We start from the raw sequence: 15,755 nt of genomic DNA on the forward strand, positions 1-15,755 counted from the left end.
CAATGAGTACAACTGTTAGCAAAGAAAGGAAAACCTGGTCCAAACCCCGTTTCAAGGACCAGTATGAAAACTATATCGGTGGAAAATGGACAGCCCCGGTAAAAGGCCAGTATTTTGACAATATTTCGCCGGTTGACGGCAATGCCTTTACCCGGGTGGCGCGTTCCACGGCCGAGGATATCGAACTGGCCCTGGATGCTGCCTGGAAGGCGGCCCCCGAATGGAACAATTCAGCTGCCGCCACGCGGAGCAACCTGTTGCTGAAAATTGCCGATGTGATGGAAGCCAACCTGGAAGACCTCGCACGGGCAGAAACCTGGGACAATGGAAAGGCGGTACGCGAAACCATGGCGGCAGACCTCCCCCTGGCCATAGACCATTTCCGGTATTTTGCAGGCGTGATCCGGGCCGAGGAAGGCACTGTCAGCGAACTGGATGCCTCAACCGTAAGCCTGAATGTGTGGGAACCCCTTGGGGTGGTCGGGCAAATCATCCCATGGAACTTTCCCCTGCTGATGGCTGCATGGAAGGTAGCCCCGGCCCTGGCTGCCGGGAACTGCGTGGTCCTTAAACCGGCAGAACAAACCCCGGTGGGGATCCTGATCCTGATGGAGCTGATAGAGGGCATCCTGCCTGACGGGGTGCTCAATGTGGTCAACGGGTTTGGCATAGAGGCGGGGAAGCCGCTGGCGTCGAGTCCGCGCATTGGTAAAATTGCCTTTACCGGGGAAACGACCACCGGCCAACTCATCATGCAGTATGCTTCCAAAAACATCATTCCGGTAACCCTCGAGCTTGGCGGCAAGTCACCCAATGTTTTCTTCGAAAGCGTCATGGACGCCGACGATGCCTTCTTCGACAAATGCCTGGAAGGGGCGGTGATGTTTGCCCTGAACCAGGGGGAGGTCTGTACCTGTCCGTCGAGGATGCTGGTCCAGGAAAGCATCTTTGACGCCTTTATCGAACGCGTAGTGGAACGGACCAAAGCGATTAAGCTGGGGCACCCCCTCGACCCGGAAACCATGATGGGTGCCCAGGCGTCCAACGACCAGTACGAAAAAATCCTGAGCTATATCGAAATAGGGAAAGAGGAGGGCTGCGAAGTGCTCACCGGGGGTAAGCCAGCCTACCATGATGAGCTGAAGGGTGGCTTTTATATAGAGCCTACCATCCTTAAAGGAAATAACAAGATGCGGGTCTTCCAGGAGGAAATATTCGGGCCGGTAGTCTGCGTAACCTCGTTTAAGGATGAAGCCGAAGCTCTGGAAATCGCCAACGACACCCTCTATGGACTGGGCGCAGGGGTCTGGACTCGGGACACCCACCAGGCATACCAGATTTCAAGGGGGATCAAAGCCGGACGGGTCTGGGTAAATTGCTACCACCTGTACCCGGCCCATGCACCTTTCGGCGGATACAAGAAATCCGGTATCGGAAGGGAAACCCACAAAATGATGCTGGACCACTACCGGCAGACTAAAAACATGCTGATCTCCTACGATAAGAACGCCCTTGGGTTCTTTTAGGATTCAATCCGGAAAATTCCATGCAAATGCACACTGAGAGAGTAATCGTCACGGAGGCTGCCGCAGAAGTGATTAAGGCGCTTCGCAGCGCCCACGGCCCGCTGATGTTCCATCAAAGCGGAGGATGCTGTGACGGTTCCTCTCCGATGTGCTATGCCGAAGGGGAACTGCTACTGGATGATTCCGACATCTGGCTTGGAAAGATTGCCGGTTGCGACTTCTATATGTCGCGCGATCAGTTCGAATACTGGAAACACACTCAGCTCACGGTGGATGTGGTCCCGGGAAGGGGTTCCAGCTTTTCGCTGGAAATCCCCCTTGGGGTAAGGTTCCTGATTCGTTCAAGGTTATTTTCCGAGGCTGAAAGCAAAGCCTTACAACCGGTTTTTGCGGCTCCCGATAAACCCGGATGATGCTTTCGGAGTGCCGCATAAAGTGTACCTTGCGCATGTTGAAAGGGAACCCGCCATGGCACGCAAGATCGTTTTACCCTTTATCTGGCTGGTAAGGGCGTATCAAAAGTATATTTCCCCCCTTACCCCCCCGAGCTGTCGTTATGCCCCCACCTGCTCGGAGTACACCATTCAGGCCTTGCAGAAACATGGACTGCTGAAGGGTGGCTGGCTGGCCATAAAAAGGATCGGGAGTTGTCATCCATGGGGCGGCTCCGGCTATGACCCGGTTCCTGAAAAGGATGACCACAAGTCCCCTTAAAAAGTACTACTGGCAGGGGTAGCCCATACCGTTGCCGTTAACCCTCCCCCAATGCTCCAATGGTTCTGAAATAACGCTGTTCCTGCCAGGTGGGTGCAGGGAATCCAATTATATTTGGTAATGGGGAGGGAGGGGGTACCCCCATATAAAACAACCCCGCCAGGCTTGCCCCATCCCCGGCACCCCCTGGCCCGCACCCGGCTTGCAGAACCTCCCGACAAGGGTCCTGTTTTGAGCCGACATGCCGAAAATGGCCGTTTTGACCCCCTACACCGGCCCGGGATTTAGTATATTAGCCGCCAAAGCCCGGACTATGCTGTACTTAGGTTTTACCTGGAACCCGGATGATACCCTATTAAAACTCGGGGTATTGCAGATCAAGTATTACAACCTGCTGTGGATCATCGCCTTTGTGCTGGGGTGGTACATCATGAAGCGGATCTTCGACCGGGAAAACAGGAGCAGGGAGCTGCTGGATTCCCTATTTGTTTACACCGTACTGGCCACCATGCTTGGCGCCCGCCTTGGCCATGTGTTCTTTTATGACTGGGAGTATTACCAGCACCACCTCCTGGAAATCCTGTTGCCAATACGCGAAAGGGCCGGAAGCACCCTTTTTGGGATCATCAACGGGTACGAATTTACCGGGTTTACCGGCCTCGCCTCACATGGGGCGGCCATAGGGGTAATTCTGGGCATGTACTTCTTCACCCGGAAATACCGGGAGTTTTCCATGCTCTATATCCTGGACCGGATCGTGATCCCGGTGGCCCTGGGGGCATTCCTGGTGCGTCTGGGGAATTTCTTCAACTCGGAAATCAACGGGAAGGTTACCGATGGTTCCTTTTTCCTGGCCACGCGTTTCGTGCGGGATTCCGATGACATGCCTGCCGGCAGGGCCCTTTCCCTGACGGGGGAAAAAACGCCCAATGCGGCGTATCGGGCCCTGACCGACAACCCCAAGTTTGCCGAATACCTCGAGGCTATTCCCTACCGGCACCCGGCACAACTCTATGAAGGAGCGCTATACCTGGGGGTTTTTGCGCTGCTGTACTTCCTGTACTGGAAAACCCCCCTCAAAGACAAGCCGGGATACTTTTTTGGCCTGTTCCTGGTAATGCTTTGGAGTATCCGGTTTGTAGTGGAGTTTGTCAAAAAAAGCCAGGGAGGCTTTGAGCAAAGCCTGGGATACCTTTCCACAGGGCAATGGCTCAGCATTCCCTTTATTCTCCTGGGCCTGTACTTCATGTTCAGAAAAAGCCGGACGCATGCCTAGACTGAGGAACATAGCGCGGCTCGCCTGCCTGCTGCCCGTTTTGGCCATCCTCTGGCTTGGGCCCGCCGGGTGCAGGGAAGAAAATACCCGCCGCCTGGAGACAGAACCTGTTGTATTTACCCGGGAAGGGAAACTTCAAATCTATAGGGCCGAATCCGATTCCCTGCTGGCCACCCTCGACATCGAACTGGCCCGCACGGAATACGAAATCCAGACCGGGTTAATGTATCGCCCTTCCATGGAAGACCACCAGGGCATGCTTTTTATCTTTAAAGAGGAAGCCCCGAGGTCCTTTTATATGAAAAACACCCTGATCCCCCTTGACATCATTTACCTGGACAGCGACCTTAGGGTGGTTTCCATTCGTCCCGATGCAGAACCTTTGAATGAAAGCGGCATCCCTTCCGGGCAGCCTGCGCAGTATGTCCTGGAAATCAAGGCGGGCCTGGCCGGGCGCTGGGACATCAGGGAAGGCGACCGGATCCGCTACGAAACCATGGAGTAAATGGAGCTGAGGGAATTGGAAGTGCAAATCCCCACACGGGCAGGGCACAGTCTTGGCGGGACCCTGTTCCTCCCTGAAGGGAAACCCGTACAAACCATAGTGATTTCCTCCGCAACCGGGATGCTGCAAAAATTCTACCGCGCCTTTTCCCGTCATTTCGCCAGCAGGGGCTATGCCGTACTCACCTTCGATTACCATGGGATCGGCGCTTCCGGGGGTAAAGTTTCCGAATTGCGGACAAACCGTTTCGACCTGGTTCACTGGGGATCCAATGACCAGGCCGGGGCGGTACGTTACCTCAAAACCCGATATCCTGAGGCCCCCCTGACCCTGGTAACCCATAGCATCGGGGGCCAGTTGTGCGGCTTCAACGCGGAATTCGCCAACATTGACCGTATCATCCTGGTAGCTTCGCAAAGCGGCTACTGGAGGCTTTACTCCGGGTGGCATAAATGGAAGCTATGGAAATTCTGGCATGTGCTGATCCCCTGGCTTACCCCGCTCTTTGGGTACTTTCCTGCCAAACCCCTGGGCCTGTTCGAAAACCTGCCCCGGGAAATGGCCCTGCAATGGAGCCGATGGGGCAAACATCCCGACTATATGATGTCGGCAGAAAAGCAGGAGGGTTTTCATTTCAGGCAAATGAAAATGCCGCTCCTCTCACTCAGCTTTCCGGGAGACTCCCTGGCCCCCCCTGTGGCAGTCGACTGGCTGACCAGGCAGTATGCCCAGGCAAGGGTCACCAGGGTCCATTATACCCGGGAAGGAAAAAAGCCCGGGCATTTCGGGTATTTCAGGCCTGCCTTCAGGGAAACCCTTTGGGAAGCCACGCATCGGTGGATCACACGAAACGAATGGGATTCCCCAAAGTGATCAGGGCTTTTTTGAAGGGCAGGTAGACAGCCCAAAAGGGGCGTAAAGCGGGCAGAAGCTGATAAAGCTCGTCAGCACGAATACCCCGGCCAGCACCAGCAGCACGATGCCCAGGGTTCCTGAAATGGTGCCGGTATAGTACAATACACCAATGATAGCGGCGATAATCAGGCGGATCACGCGGTCCGCAGTTCCCATGTTTTTTTTCATTTTCTCTGTTTTTAAGGGGATTGGATAACGGTTTCTATGAGCATTGCGACAAGGAAAACCACCCCGATACAGATCAGGCAAACCAGGGCGAGTTTCAGTACTTTTCGTTTCATATCAATCCAAAGGTAGGGGTCAGTGCCCTGCCAGGCAGTGACCCGGGTCACATTTTCAAAAGTTCGATGCGATGCCCGCTTTGCTTCACCATCCCTTCCAGCTCCAATTTCTTCAGGGTCCGGCTGATCACTTCCCGTACGGTGCCCAGTTCGTCGGCCAGTTGCTGGTGCGACATGGAGATCAGTCCCGATTTGTGCAAACGCGCCTTTTTTAGCAAATGCTGGTAGAGGCGAACATCGAGCTGGCTGAAAAGGATATGGTGTATGGTATCGAGCAACTCGCTGTAGCGCTTGGCGTACTGTTGAAAAAAAAGGGAACCGAATGCCGGATACTCCCTCAACCATCCCTGCAGGCCCGCCGCAGGCACCATAAGCAATTCGCTGTCTTCCTCGGTGAGGGCAAAAACCCGGCTGGGTTCTTCGGAAAAGCCGGCCCAGAAAGACATGATACAGCTTTCTTCGGGTTCAATATAATACAGCAGTAATTCCCGGTCCTCGTACCGGGTACAGACTTTGATCAGCCCTTTGAGTACAATGGGAATCGCCTGCACGTATTGCCCTTCCCTCAGCAATTCAACCTTCGCCGGGAAGGAGCGGCGTTCGCACCGATCCATCAGTTCCCTGCCGAGCGCGGCCGGCAGGCTGGATAACAAGTCCTTCATATTCCTTTCCTTGAATTCCCTGATTTTGACTCCAGGAGGGTTTCCCCTAAATTAGCAAAAATCACCCGATCCATGCCGGTCCTGCCGCATACCGCCATTTACACCGATAACCGTTCCGGGAAAGAAGCCCTCTGCCGGGAATTGCTCCAGGGGACCCCCCCACCCGAACTCCGTTTTCTGGAGGGGCGCCGCGGGGAATTGTTTTCCAACGCCCGGGTGGCCTCGCTGCTGGAGGAGGAAGCCCGGCACGGCCGCGCTGGCCTAAATACCCCGGCCGACCGGGAACTGGCTACCCTTTCGAGCGGGGAACGCAAGAAAGCCCTGCTTAAGCACTTGCTATCCACATCCCCTGACTTCCTCATCGCAGACAATCCCCTGGACCACCTCGACCGCAACTACCAGCAAGAACTGCTGGAACTCCTGGAAAACCTGAGCGCACAGACGCTGGTCATCCAGTTCCTCAGCCGCCAGGGCGACCTGTTCCCCTTCATCCACCAGTATGCCTTCCTGAACGGGTCGAAGCTGGAGGGGTTTCCCGACTATCAACCCCAACCGGCCCCAATCGCCCCCGGGGGACCCTTCCAAGGGAGCCTGCCCCCTGCCCCTGAGCGCGCCCCCTGCCCAAAAGGGCCTTTGGTGGCCTTCCGCAACGTCCACCTTTCCTATTCCGGGAAACCGGTGCTAAGGGCCCTTACCTGGACCATTGAGCCGGGGGACTTCTGGGAACTCCGGGGGCCGAACGGCAGCGGGAAGACCAGCCTGATCACCCTGATCAACGGCGATAACCCTAAGGCCTACGGACAGGAAATAGACCTGTTCGGCCGCCGTAAAGGGAGCGGCGAAAGCGTATGGGAGATCAAGGAACGGATCGGGTATTTCACCCCGGCCATGACCGACCGCTTCAGGGGATACCATACCCTGGATCATATGCTGATCTCCGGCCTGACCGATTCCGTGGGATTGTATATCCAGCCCACGGATGCCCAGCGTTCCCTGGCCATGGCCTGGCTTCGCCTGCTACAGCTCGATGCGGGGAAAGACGCCCTGTTCAACGACCTGACCGAAGGCCAGCAGCGTCTGCTTATGTGTGCCCGGGCCATGATCAAACACCCTGCCCTGCTGATCCTCGACGAACCCACCGCCGGCCTGGACGACGATTCGGCCGCCCTGGTGGTGGCCCTGATCCGGAAGATGGCCACCGAAAGCGAAACCGCAATCGTCTTTGTCTCGCACCGGGAAGAACCCGGCCTGCAAGCCGAACGCATCCTGGAATTACACCCCGGTCCGGAAGGCTCCACTGGTATTGTGATCCACCATAAGAAGGCGGGGGAAAGGGGGCGCCAAACCGGGCACTAAAAGAAAAACCGCAATCCCTGACGGGTTGCGGTTTTTGCATGTACTATCCTGAAAGCTTATTTCTTGCCGTCAGTCATTTTCTTGTTCAGGGTATCGAACATCACCGGGGTGGCGATGAATACAGAGGAGTATGTCCCGACCACGACCCCTACGATCATGGCGAACATAAAGCCCCTGAGGGTCTCCCCTCCAAAAATGAAGATGGAAAGCAGTACAACCAGGGTGGTAAGGGAGGTGTTCAGGGTCCGGCTCAGGGTGCTGTTCAGGGCCTGGTTGACATTCTCGCCCCCACGCCAGCCTTTCTCGCCGATAATTTCCCGGATGCGGTCGAAAACCACCACCGTATCGTTAAGGGAATATCCGATAACCGTAAGGATGGCCGCGATAAAGGCCTGGTCGATTTCCATGCTGAAGGGCATCAGGGCACTGGTGGCCGAGAAAATCCCCAATACGATCAGTACATCATGGAATACGGCAACCACCGCCCCAAGGGAAAACTGCCACCTGCGGAACCGCAGCAGGATGTAGAGGAATACCACCGCCAGGGAACCAAACACGGCCCAAACTGCATTTTTCTTGATATCGTCGGCAATGGTGGGGCCCACTTTCCGGTATTTCATCACCCCGACATCCTCATTGGTGCCCCCGGGCACAAAATCCTCATAGCTCGTGCCATCCGGGAAGTATTTCTGGAGCGACTGGAAGAGGATTCCCAAAATCTCCTCATCAATTTCAGCCCCCTGCTCGTCGACTTTGTACTTGGTGGTAACCATGATCTGGTTGGCGTCTCCATAGGTCTTGGCACTGGCACTTCCAAGGGCCTGGGTCAATTCCCCGGTGATCTCCGTGGGGCTAACCGGGTCCACAAAGCGGATCTGGTAATTCCGGCCCCCGACAAAATCAACCCCCTGATCGAGCCCTTTCGTGAAAAGGGATACCACCCCCAGCACCACCAGGATCCCGGAAATCAGGAATGCCATTTTGCGCTTGCCCAAAAAGTCGATATTGAGGTTCTGGAACAAATTTTTGGTGATCGCGGTCGAAAAATCGAGCTTCCGGCCCTTTTTGGCCAGGTAGGCCTCAATCAGGAGCCGGGTTACGAAAATCGCCGTGAAAAGTGAGGTGAGGATACCTATGATCAGGGTGGTGGCAAAGCCCTTGATCGGGCCGGTCCCGAAAACCAGCAGGATCAGGGCCGTCAGGCCTGTGGTAATGTTGGCATCCAGGATTGATGAAAGGGCATGGCCGAACCCGTCGGATACCGCCTGGGCCATCCCTTTGCCCTTTTGCAATTCCTCCTTAACCCGTTCAAAGATCAGCACGTTGGCATCCACCGACATCCCGATGGTCAGCACAATCCCTGCAATCCCGGGCAGGGTAAGCACAGCACCCAGGCTGGCCAGCACCCCGAAGATCAACAAAATGTTGAACACCAGGGCGATATCGGAGAACCACCCGGCACGGCCGTAATAGAAAATCATCCAGAGCAACACGAAGACCATGGCGATCAGGAACGACATAAAACCGCTGTCAATGGCTTCCTGCCCGAGGGAGGGGCCCACTACGAATGAATCGATGATCTCCGCGGAGGCCGGAAGTTTTCCCGCCCGCAACACGTTCGCTATATCCTTGGTTTCGGTGACCGTAAAGGTCCCGGTGATCTCGGAACTGCCTCCGGCAATCCCACCCGGGGTAGATACCCCCGGAGCCGTGTATACGCGGTTGTCGAGGACAATGGCAATCCCGGTATTGTTCAGGTTCGCCTCATTGGTAAGCTGCTGCCATTCACGTGCACCCCGTACGTTCATATCCATCCCCACTGCAGGGCGGTTGAACTGGTCAAACTGGTCGCGGGCATCGCTGACCACATCCCCGCTCATGCGCGGCACGCCGTCGCGGTTTGATTTCAGGGCATAAAGGGCTGCAACCTCGGTGCCCTGGGATGGGCGCTCCCACATGAATTTAGTGAATTGTACCTCTGAGGGCAAGAGCCTGCGGATACTGGGCATGCGCAGCCAGGACCCGATTTCGGCTGTATCTTTGATGGCGGCGAGGCCTACGGCAAAGCCGGGGCCATTGAGGGAAAGCTTTTCAAAGAGCGGGTTGCTCTGGGCAGCGAGGTCCAGGGAATCCTGGGCCACGTCCGAAAGCAGGGAATCGATTTCGGTTTCTTCCTTTGCGGGGGTGTCTTCACGCTCCACGAGGGACTTCAATTCCTCATTGGCCTGGATGAAAAAAGTAAGCAGGCTTTGGTTTCCGGGTTCATAGGTTTCCCAGAATTCCAGTTGGGCCGTGCTGGAAAGGAGGTCCTGGGCACGGGCGATATCGCGGGCCCCGGGCAACTCCACAAGGATACGCCCCGAATTCCCCTCGCGCTGGATATTGGGCTGGGTCACCCCAAACCCGTCGATCCGTTCGCGGAGGACCTCAAAAGCAGAAATCACCGACTCATCTACCTTGCGGCGGATGACGGACTTTACCTGCTCATCGCTCATCTCAAAATTCACCTCATTGCTGAGCCCTTTGTTGGCAAAGATCTCAGGCGAAGCCAGCCTGGTATCGCCCTTGAGGCGATCAAAAGCGTCAAAGAACAATTCCAGATAGGTCTCATCGCTGTTTTTGGAAGCCTCGTCAGCCTCGGCCAGGGCCTTGTTGAAAACCGGATTCTTGCTGTTGTTGGCCAGGCCCTTCAGGATGTCCTTTACGGAAATCTGCAGGGTGACATTTATCCCCCCTTTAAGGTCAAGCCCCTTGTTCAGCTCCTTTTTCTTGGCATCCTCATAGGAAGTAAACCCCAGGATGGGGTTTTTGCCTATGGAGTCGAGGTACTGGGCCCCGACCTGCTCCCTGCGCGCGACATAATCTTCCTCGGTGGCGGGGACGGCTGCCTCGGCAAAGGCCTTGGCGTCGGATTCTATTTTGGAAGTGATGAAGGTGTAGGAAAGTTGGTAAATACTGACCAGGCCGAACAACAAGGCAAACAGCCGTATAAGTCCTTTATTCTGCATGAGTTAACTGGTTATCTGAATAATCGATGGTTTGTGCAAACAGCGTGCAAATATATCATTTCCACTATGAACTGCCAATAAAAACAAGGCTTTTGTACCTACCGGATTCCAGGGCTGCCCGCACGGATGTCCCCTCTGCTGACCCGGCAAAAAAAAAGCACCCCCGGGCAGGGGTGCTTTCGGGCTTAACCTGCGGCATCTCTCAGAGTTCCAGCAGGGCGTTGGTTTTGGATACCCCTTCGGCGCTATCCTTCATTTTCGCTTTTTCATCAGCATTGAGGTCTACTTCTACGATGCGCTCAATGCCATTTCTGCCCAGGATGACCGGTACCCCGATGCAGAGGTCCTCAAGGCCGTATTCGCCGTTGAGCATGGCGGAACAGGGGAAAAGTTTCTTCTGGTCGCAGGCAATGGCCTGTACCAGGGCTGAAACCGCTGCCCCGGGAGCATACCAGGCACTGGTGCCCAGCAGTTTGGTCAGGGTGGCACCCCCCACCTTGGTGGCTTCCTCTACTTCCTGCAGGCGCTGCTCCGAAAGGAACTCCGAAACTTTCACGCTGTTTCGTGTGGCATGGCGGGTAAGCGGTACCATTCCTGTATCGCTGTGCCCCCCGATGACCATCCCGTCCACATCGGAAATAGGCGCCCCAAGGGCCTCAGCCAGGCGGTACCGGAAGCGGGCGCTGTCCAGGGCACCCCCCATGCCGATAATTCGGTTCTTGGGAAGCCCCGAAGTTTTATGGACCAGATACGTCATGGTATCCATTGGGTTGCTGACCACGATAACGATAGCTTCAGGGGAATGTTCGAGCAGACTGGCGGTAACGGACTTCACAATGCCCGCGTTTATGCCGATCAGTTCTTCCCGGGTCATCCCCGGTTTGCGCGGGATCCCGGAAGTAATGACTACAATATGGCTGCCCGCTGTTTTGGAATAGTCATTGGTGGCCCCAGAGATGCGGGTATCAAACCCGTTCAGGGAGGCACATTGCATCAGGTCCATGGCTTTTCCTTCAGCCACCCCTTCCTTGATGTCGACCAGGACTACGTCAGACGCAAAATTCTTTATGGCAATATACTCGGCACAACTGGCACCAACCGCGCCAGCCCCAACAATGGTTACTTTCATACCTTAGGATTTATGGTTTTATCGGAAGTCCAAAAATAGGCAAATTCCATTGAAAAATCGCACTTTCCGGACCGATGTGCCTGTATACAACCGGAACCGGGAATTTGCCGGAAATGTTAAAAAAAAGTGTTGCTGGTCGAAATCCCGGGGGTCATGCCAACCGTACGTCGAAAAAATAGCAATAGGGAGTTACCTGCCGCCGTTGCCTTAAAGGAAGACCCGATCTGTAAAGCATTATACCATGCACAAAATTATCGCAAAGTCGTTGCTTTTTTTGATGGCCCTGGGAATCAGTTGTTCTGAGATCCCCGAAAATGATGATCCGGTGATCGGGATCTGGGCACAATTGCAGGCCCCGAAAGAAGCCAGCGCCAAGCATATGGACCGGGAGGAGTGGATCTTTAACGATGCCTACCTGGGGAGATACCACGTCTACCAGGGCAACGAAATCATGGTTTCAACTGATTTCCAGTGGAAATCGGAAAGCGGGGTTTACACCATCAGCTATCCGGGGTTGGCCAAGGGAGCCGACCGGGTAACTATCAAGGAAAGTGCAGGTACCACCCTCCTTATCGACCTTCAGGGCCAGGTGCTGGCCTATCGCGAGTAACCCCTAATTTCTCTATATATACCCTCGACAGCCGTGCCCCGCACGGCTGTCCTCTTTTTTGGACCCCCGGGTACTGGCAAGGCAGGAAAAAAGAGAAGCCCCGGCAAAATTGCCGGGGCTTCTGTTCGGAGAAACAGCTAATTCTAGGCGTCAATGTTCGCATAAACGGCATTGCGCTCAATGAATTCCCTCCTCGGAGGGACTTCGTCTCCCATAAGCATGGAAAAGATCCGGTCTGCTTCGGTGGCATTATCAATAGTGACCCGCCGCAGGGTCCGGTATTCCGGGTTCATGGTGGTTTCCCAAAGCTGTTCGGCGTTCATTTCACCCAAACCCTTGTAGCGCTGGATCCCAACCCCACCGCCGAATTCGTCGGCAATGGTGTCGCGCTCCCTGTCATTCCATGCATAGCGCCTTTTGGTGCCCTTTTTAACCAAATACAGCGGAGGGGTTGCGATGTAAACATGCCCTCCCTCGATCAGTTCGCGCATATAGCGGAAAAAGAAGGTGAGGATCAGGGTTTCGATATGGCTTCCATCCACATCCGCATCGCACATAATTACGATTTTGTGGTACCTGAGCTTATCGAGGTTCAGGGCCTTGCTGTCTTCTTCGGTGCCTATGGTAACCCCAAGGGCGGTATAGATATTCTTGATTTCCTCGTTCTCAAAGACCTTGTGCTGCATGGCCTTTTCCACGTTGAGGATTTTTCCCCTCAGGGGCAGGATGGCCTGGAAGTTCCGGTCACGGCCCATTTTAGCCGTACCCCCTGCGGAATCCCCTTCCACCAGGAACAATTCGCACCGCTGCGGGTCCTGTTCGGAACAGTCAGCCAGTTTACCCGGCAGGCCGCCCCCGCTCATCGGGTTCTTGCGCTGCACGAGCTCCCTTGCCTTCGCGGCGGCATGCCGCGCCTGGGCGGCCAGGATGACTTTCTGGACGATAATTCGCGCATCATCCGGATGCTCTTCCAGGTAATTGGTCAACATTTCAGAAACCGCCTGGCTGACTGCAGCGGAAACCTCGCGGTTGCCCAGTTTGGTTTTGGTCTGCCCCTCGAACTGGGGTTCGGCGACCTTCACCGACACAATGGCAGTAAGCCCTTCCCGGAAATCATCGCCCGAAACTTCGAATTTCACCTTGTCGAGCATCCCGGAGTTGTCTGCATATTTCTTCAGGGTGGTGGTCAACCCCCTTCGGAAGCCCGACAAATGGGTACCCCCTTCGTGGGTATTGATATTGTTTACATAGGAATGCAGGTTCTCGGTGTAGGACGTGTTGTAGACCATCGCCACTTCCACGGGGATGTCGTTTTTCTCCCCTTCCATGGCAATGACGTTCTGGATCAGGGGTTCCCGGTTTCCATCCAGAAAGCGGATGAACTCTTTCAGGCCCTCTTCGGACCGGAAGGTTTCCCCGAGGAAATTCCCCTCCTTGTCCTTTGTCCTGCGATCCTGGATGGTAATGGTAATCCCGCGGTTCAGGTAGGAGAGCTCCCGCATCCGATTGGCCAGGGTATCATAACTGAACTCTATGGTCTGCTGGAAGATCTGGTCGTCGGGGTGGAAGGTGACGGTGGTCCCCCTTTTGTCGGACTCCCCTATGCTCTTGACCGGATACAGGGCCTTTCCCCTGCTGTATTCCTGCTCCCATATTTTCCCATCCCGGTAAACCGTGGCCCTGAGGTTGTCAGAGAGGGCGTTTACCACTGAAACCCCTACCCCGTGAAGCCCCCCGGAAACCTTATAGGAATCCTTGTCGAATTTCCCGCCGGCACCGATTTTGGTCATCACCACTTCCAGGGCGGAAACCCCTTCCTTCTTGTGCAGGTCCACCGGGATTCCCCGGCCATTGTCCTCCACGGTAATGGAATTGTCTTCATTAATGGTTACGTGGATCGTATCGCAATGCCCACCCATGGCCTCGTCAATGGAATTGTCGACCACTTCGTAAACCAGGTGGTGCAAGCCCCGAACCCCTACATCTCCAATATACATGGAGGGGCGCATCCGCACGTGTTCAATGCCCTCAAGGGCCTGTATACTGTCAGCGGAATACCCCTTGCCTTTAAGTTCTTCGCTCATGCGCTTTTTGGTTGTTTTTAGCTGCGTTTTTTCAATCCTACAAATATACGGAATAGCCCGTAAAATATGCCTTTGGCTGAGCTGAGGAGGTTTTAAGTTATCAACAATTTAACAACAATTCCACAGGTGGCACTCCCCCCTGGGAATGCGATTTCGGGCGGGTGATAATTATTAGCTTTTCACCTTGATTTTGAATGTACTTTTGTCGTGGAAAAGAACCAAAATTCCTTGTTGACATGGCAGATTCCAGGACCGCTTCCCAAAAACTGATCCCAAACATGCAGCGGGTGGTGGACATACAGGAAAAGATTATCTTTTTTTTGTTCTCTGTGGTGCTTTCCTTCGGATTGACCTACGCCCTTTATGAGCCGGCCATGAACCAGGCCCAGGTATATGTCCTTTTTTTACTGTTCCTGGCCATAGGGCTTTGGGTCACAGAGGCCATTCCCCCCTTTGCGGTGGGACTTATGGTTTTCGGGTTCCTCATCTTTGCCATGAACAGCTATTATTCCAAAGTAGACCCGGAAAATGTACAGTCGTATTACGCGGGGTATATCAATTCCTGGTCGAGCAGCGTCATCTGGCTGATGCTCGGGGGGTTCTTTATCGCGGAAGCCCTCAGAAAAACCAATTTGGACCAGCTGGTGTTCAGGCTTTCCATCTCCCGGTTCGGGACGAAGCCCAAATTCATATTGCTCGGCCTGATGCTGACCACAGCCCTTTTATCCATGGTAATGTCGAACACGGCCACTTCGGCCCTGATGATCGCCTCCGTGATGCCCTTCATCGGTACCCTTAAGGAGGGTTCTCCCATGACCAAAGCCATTTTGCTGGGGATTTCAGGGGCAGCCTCCATCGGGGGGATGGGGACGGTTATCGGCTCCCCCCCCAATGCCATTGCCGTGGAGGCCCTGAACAACCACGGGGTTGCCGTGGGCTTCCTGGAATGGATGGTGGTCGGCTTTCCGCTGGCCATCTTGCTGACCTTGTTGTTCTGGGGGCTGCTCAGCAGGAGGTTTCTCCGGGGAACGGAAGAAACACCAATCCGGTTTGAGCACGACGATACCGGGCAACCCGATTCGCTCAACCGCCTGGAACGCCTTAAAAAACGGATCGTCCTGGCGGTGCTTGGCCTGACCCTGTTGTTGTGGCTCACTGAAAAATTGCACGGGATCCCCGCTTCGGTAGTTTCCCTGCTGCCGATCATTTTGCTGACAATGTCAGGCATCATCAACGCCGACGATGTGCGAAGGCTTCCGTGGGACACCCTGATGCTGGTGGCCGGGGGGCTTGCCCTGGGCCTTGCCATCAAGGAAACCGGGCTGGCCAGTTTCTATGTGGAACGGATTCAGGAATTCGACCTGAACTTCTACGTGCTGGTGCTCTTCTTTGGGTTCCTCACCCTGATCCTGTCCAATGTGATGAGCAATACCGCCACGGCCTCCATCCTGATCCCAATAGGGATCATCCTGACCTTCCAAAACCCTGTCGTCCTCCCCCTGGTTATCGGCCTGTGCGCTTCGGCAGCCCTTTTCCTGCCCATTTCCACCCCGCCCAACGCCATCGCCTACAGCACCGGGAAACTGTCGCAGAAAGACTTCCGGTTCGGGGGTATGGCTATGGGCCTGCTCTCCCCGCTCATCATAACCCTGTTCGTACTGCTTTCCACGGCCCTGTTCTGAAGGCAGG

At 55.0% G+C, this 15,755-nt stretch carries 14 protein-coding genes; 9 read left to right on the forward strand and 5 right to left on the reverse strand.

The annotated features are described in order from the left end of the window. The first annotated feature begins 2 nt into the window (after window positions 1-2). From NG653_RS13620 to NG653_RS13645, 6 genes are all read left to right on the forward strand, one after another. The gene (locus tag NG653_RS13620) at window positions 3-1,526 is read left to right on the forward strand and encodes an aldehyde dehydrogenase family protein (RefSeq protein WP_252742271.1); all 1,524 of its coding nucleotides are present in this window, start codon (window positions 3-5) and stop codon (window positions 1,524-1,526) included. Window positions 1,527-1,552: 26 nt separating this feature from the next. After that, window positions 1,553-1,939: a DUF779 domain-containing protein gene (locus NG653_RS13625; RefSeq protein ID WP_252742272.1), complete on the forward strand. Its 387-nt coding sequence runs from the start codon at window positions 1,553-1,555 to the stop codon at window positions 1,937-1,939. Between the two features lie 55 nt (window positions 1,940-1,994). Further along, window positions 1,995-2,240 (forward strand): membrane protein insertion efficiency factor YidD, encoded by a 246-nt coding sequence (yidD, locus tag NG653_RS13630; protein WP_252742273.1) that lies wholly within the window; start codon window positions 1,995-1,997, stop codon window positions 2,238-2,240. A gap of 313 nt (window positions 2,241-2,553) precedes the next feature. Further along, entirely contained in the window at window positions 2,554-3,516 is a 963-nt protein-coding gene (gene lgt, locus NG653_RS13635; RefSeq protein ID WP_252742274.1) for a prolipoprotein diacylglyceryl transferase, read from the forward strand. After that, window positions 3,509-4,021 carry a DUF192 domain-containing protein gene (locus NG653_RS13640; protein ID WP_252742275.1) on the forward strand — a complete coding sequence of 171 codons (513 nt, stop codon included), beginning with the start codon at window positions 3,509-3,511 and terminating at the stop codon, window positions 4,019-4,021. Before lgt ends, NG653_RS13640 begins: the two co-directional genes overlap by 8 nt. Further along, window positions 4,022-4,894 (forward strand): alpha/beta hydrolase family protein, encoded by an 873-nt coding sequence (locus NG653_RS13645; RefSeq protein ID WP_252742276.1) that lies wholly within the window; start codon window positions 4,022-4,024, stop codon window positions 4,892-4,894. Here NG653_RS13645 and NG653_RS13650 read toward each other — a convergent pair whose 3' ends face one another. Next, complete coding sequence (locus NG653_RS13650; protein ID WP_252742277.1) at window positions 4,895-5,104, reverse strand: YgaP family membrane protein; 210 nt, start codon at window positions 5,102-5,104, stop codon at window positions 4,895-4,897. A 160-nt stretch (window positions 5,105-5,264) separates the two neighbouring features. Continuing rightward, complete coding sequence (locus tag NG653_RS13655) at window positions 5,265-5,879, reverse strand: Crp/Fnr family transcriptional regulator (RefSeq protein ID WP_252742278.1); 615 nt, start codon at window positions 5,877-5,879, stop codon at window positions 5,265-5,267. Between the two features lie 72 nt (window positions 5,880-5,951). Here NG653_RS13655 and NG653_RS13660 point away from each other — a divergent pair, with 72 nt between their 5' ends. Further along, window positions 5,952-7,235 (forward strand): ATP-binding cassette domain-containing protein, encoded by a 1,284-nt coding sequence (locus NG653_RS13660; protein WP_252742279.1) that lies wholly within the window; start codon window positions 5,952-5,954, stop codon window positions 7,233-7,235. A 56-nt stretch (window positions 7,236-7,291) separates the two neighbouring features. On the opposite strand, the gene secDF is transcribed toward NG653_RS13660, so the two are convergent. Both secDF and mdh read right to left on the reverse strand, forming a co-directional pair. Next, window positions 7,292-10,243, reverse strand: a complete 2,952-nt coding sequence (secDF, locus tag NG653_RS13665; RefSeq protein WP_252742280.1) for a protein translocase subunit SecDF — start codon at window positions 10,241-10,243, stop codon at window positions 7,292-7,294. A 202-nt stretch (window positions 10,244-10,445) separates the two neighbouring features. Further along, a complete protein-coding gene (gene mdh / locus NG653_RS13670; protein WP_252742281.1) occupies window positions 10,446-11,372 on the reverse strand; it encodes a malate dehydrogenase in 927 nt (308 codons plus the stop codon). 241 nt (window positions 11,373-11,613) lie between these two features. Between mdh and NG653_RS13675 the strand changes: the two genes are divergently transcribed. Next, window positions 11,614-11,982, forward strand: coding sequence for a hypothetical protein (locus NG653_RS13675; protein ID WP_252742282.1), 369 nt, complete (start codon window positions 11,614-11,616; stop codon window positions 11,980-11,982). Between the two features lie 143 nt (window positions 11,983-12,125). On the opposite strand, the gene gyrB is transcribed toward NG653_RS13675, so the two are convergent. After that, the gene (gyrB, locus tag NG653_RS13680; RefSeq protein WP_252742283.1) at window positions 12,126-14,066 is read right to left on the reverse strand and encodes a DNA topoisomerase (ATP-hydrolyzing) subunit B; all 1,941 of its coding nucleotides are present in this window, start codon (window positions 14,064-14,066) and stop codon (window positions 12,126-12,128) included. Between the two features lie 236 nt (window positions 14,067-14,302). Between gyrB and NG653_RS13685 the strand changes: the two genes are divergently transcribed. Next, the gene (locus NG653_RS13685) at window positions 14,303-15,748 is read left to right on the forward strand and encodes an SLC13 family permease (protein WP_252742284.1); all 1,446 of its coding nucleotides are present in this window, start codon (window positions 14,303-14,305) and stop codon (window positions 15,746-15,748) included. Window positions 15,749-15,755: the final 7 nt, after the last annotated feature.

Source organism: Robiginitalea marina (assembly GCF_024006985.1).
Taxonomy (GTDB): Bacteria; Bacteroidota; Bacteroidia; order Flavobacteriales; family Flavobacteriaceae; genus Robiginitalea; species Robiginitalea marina.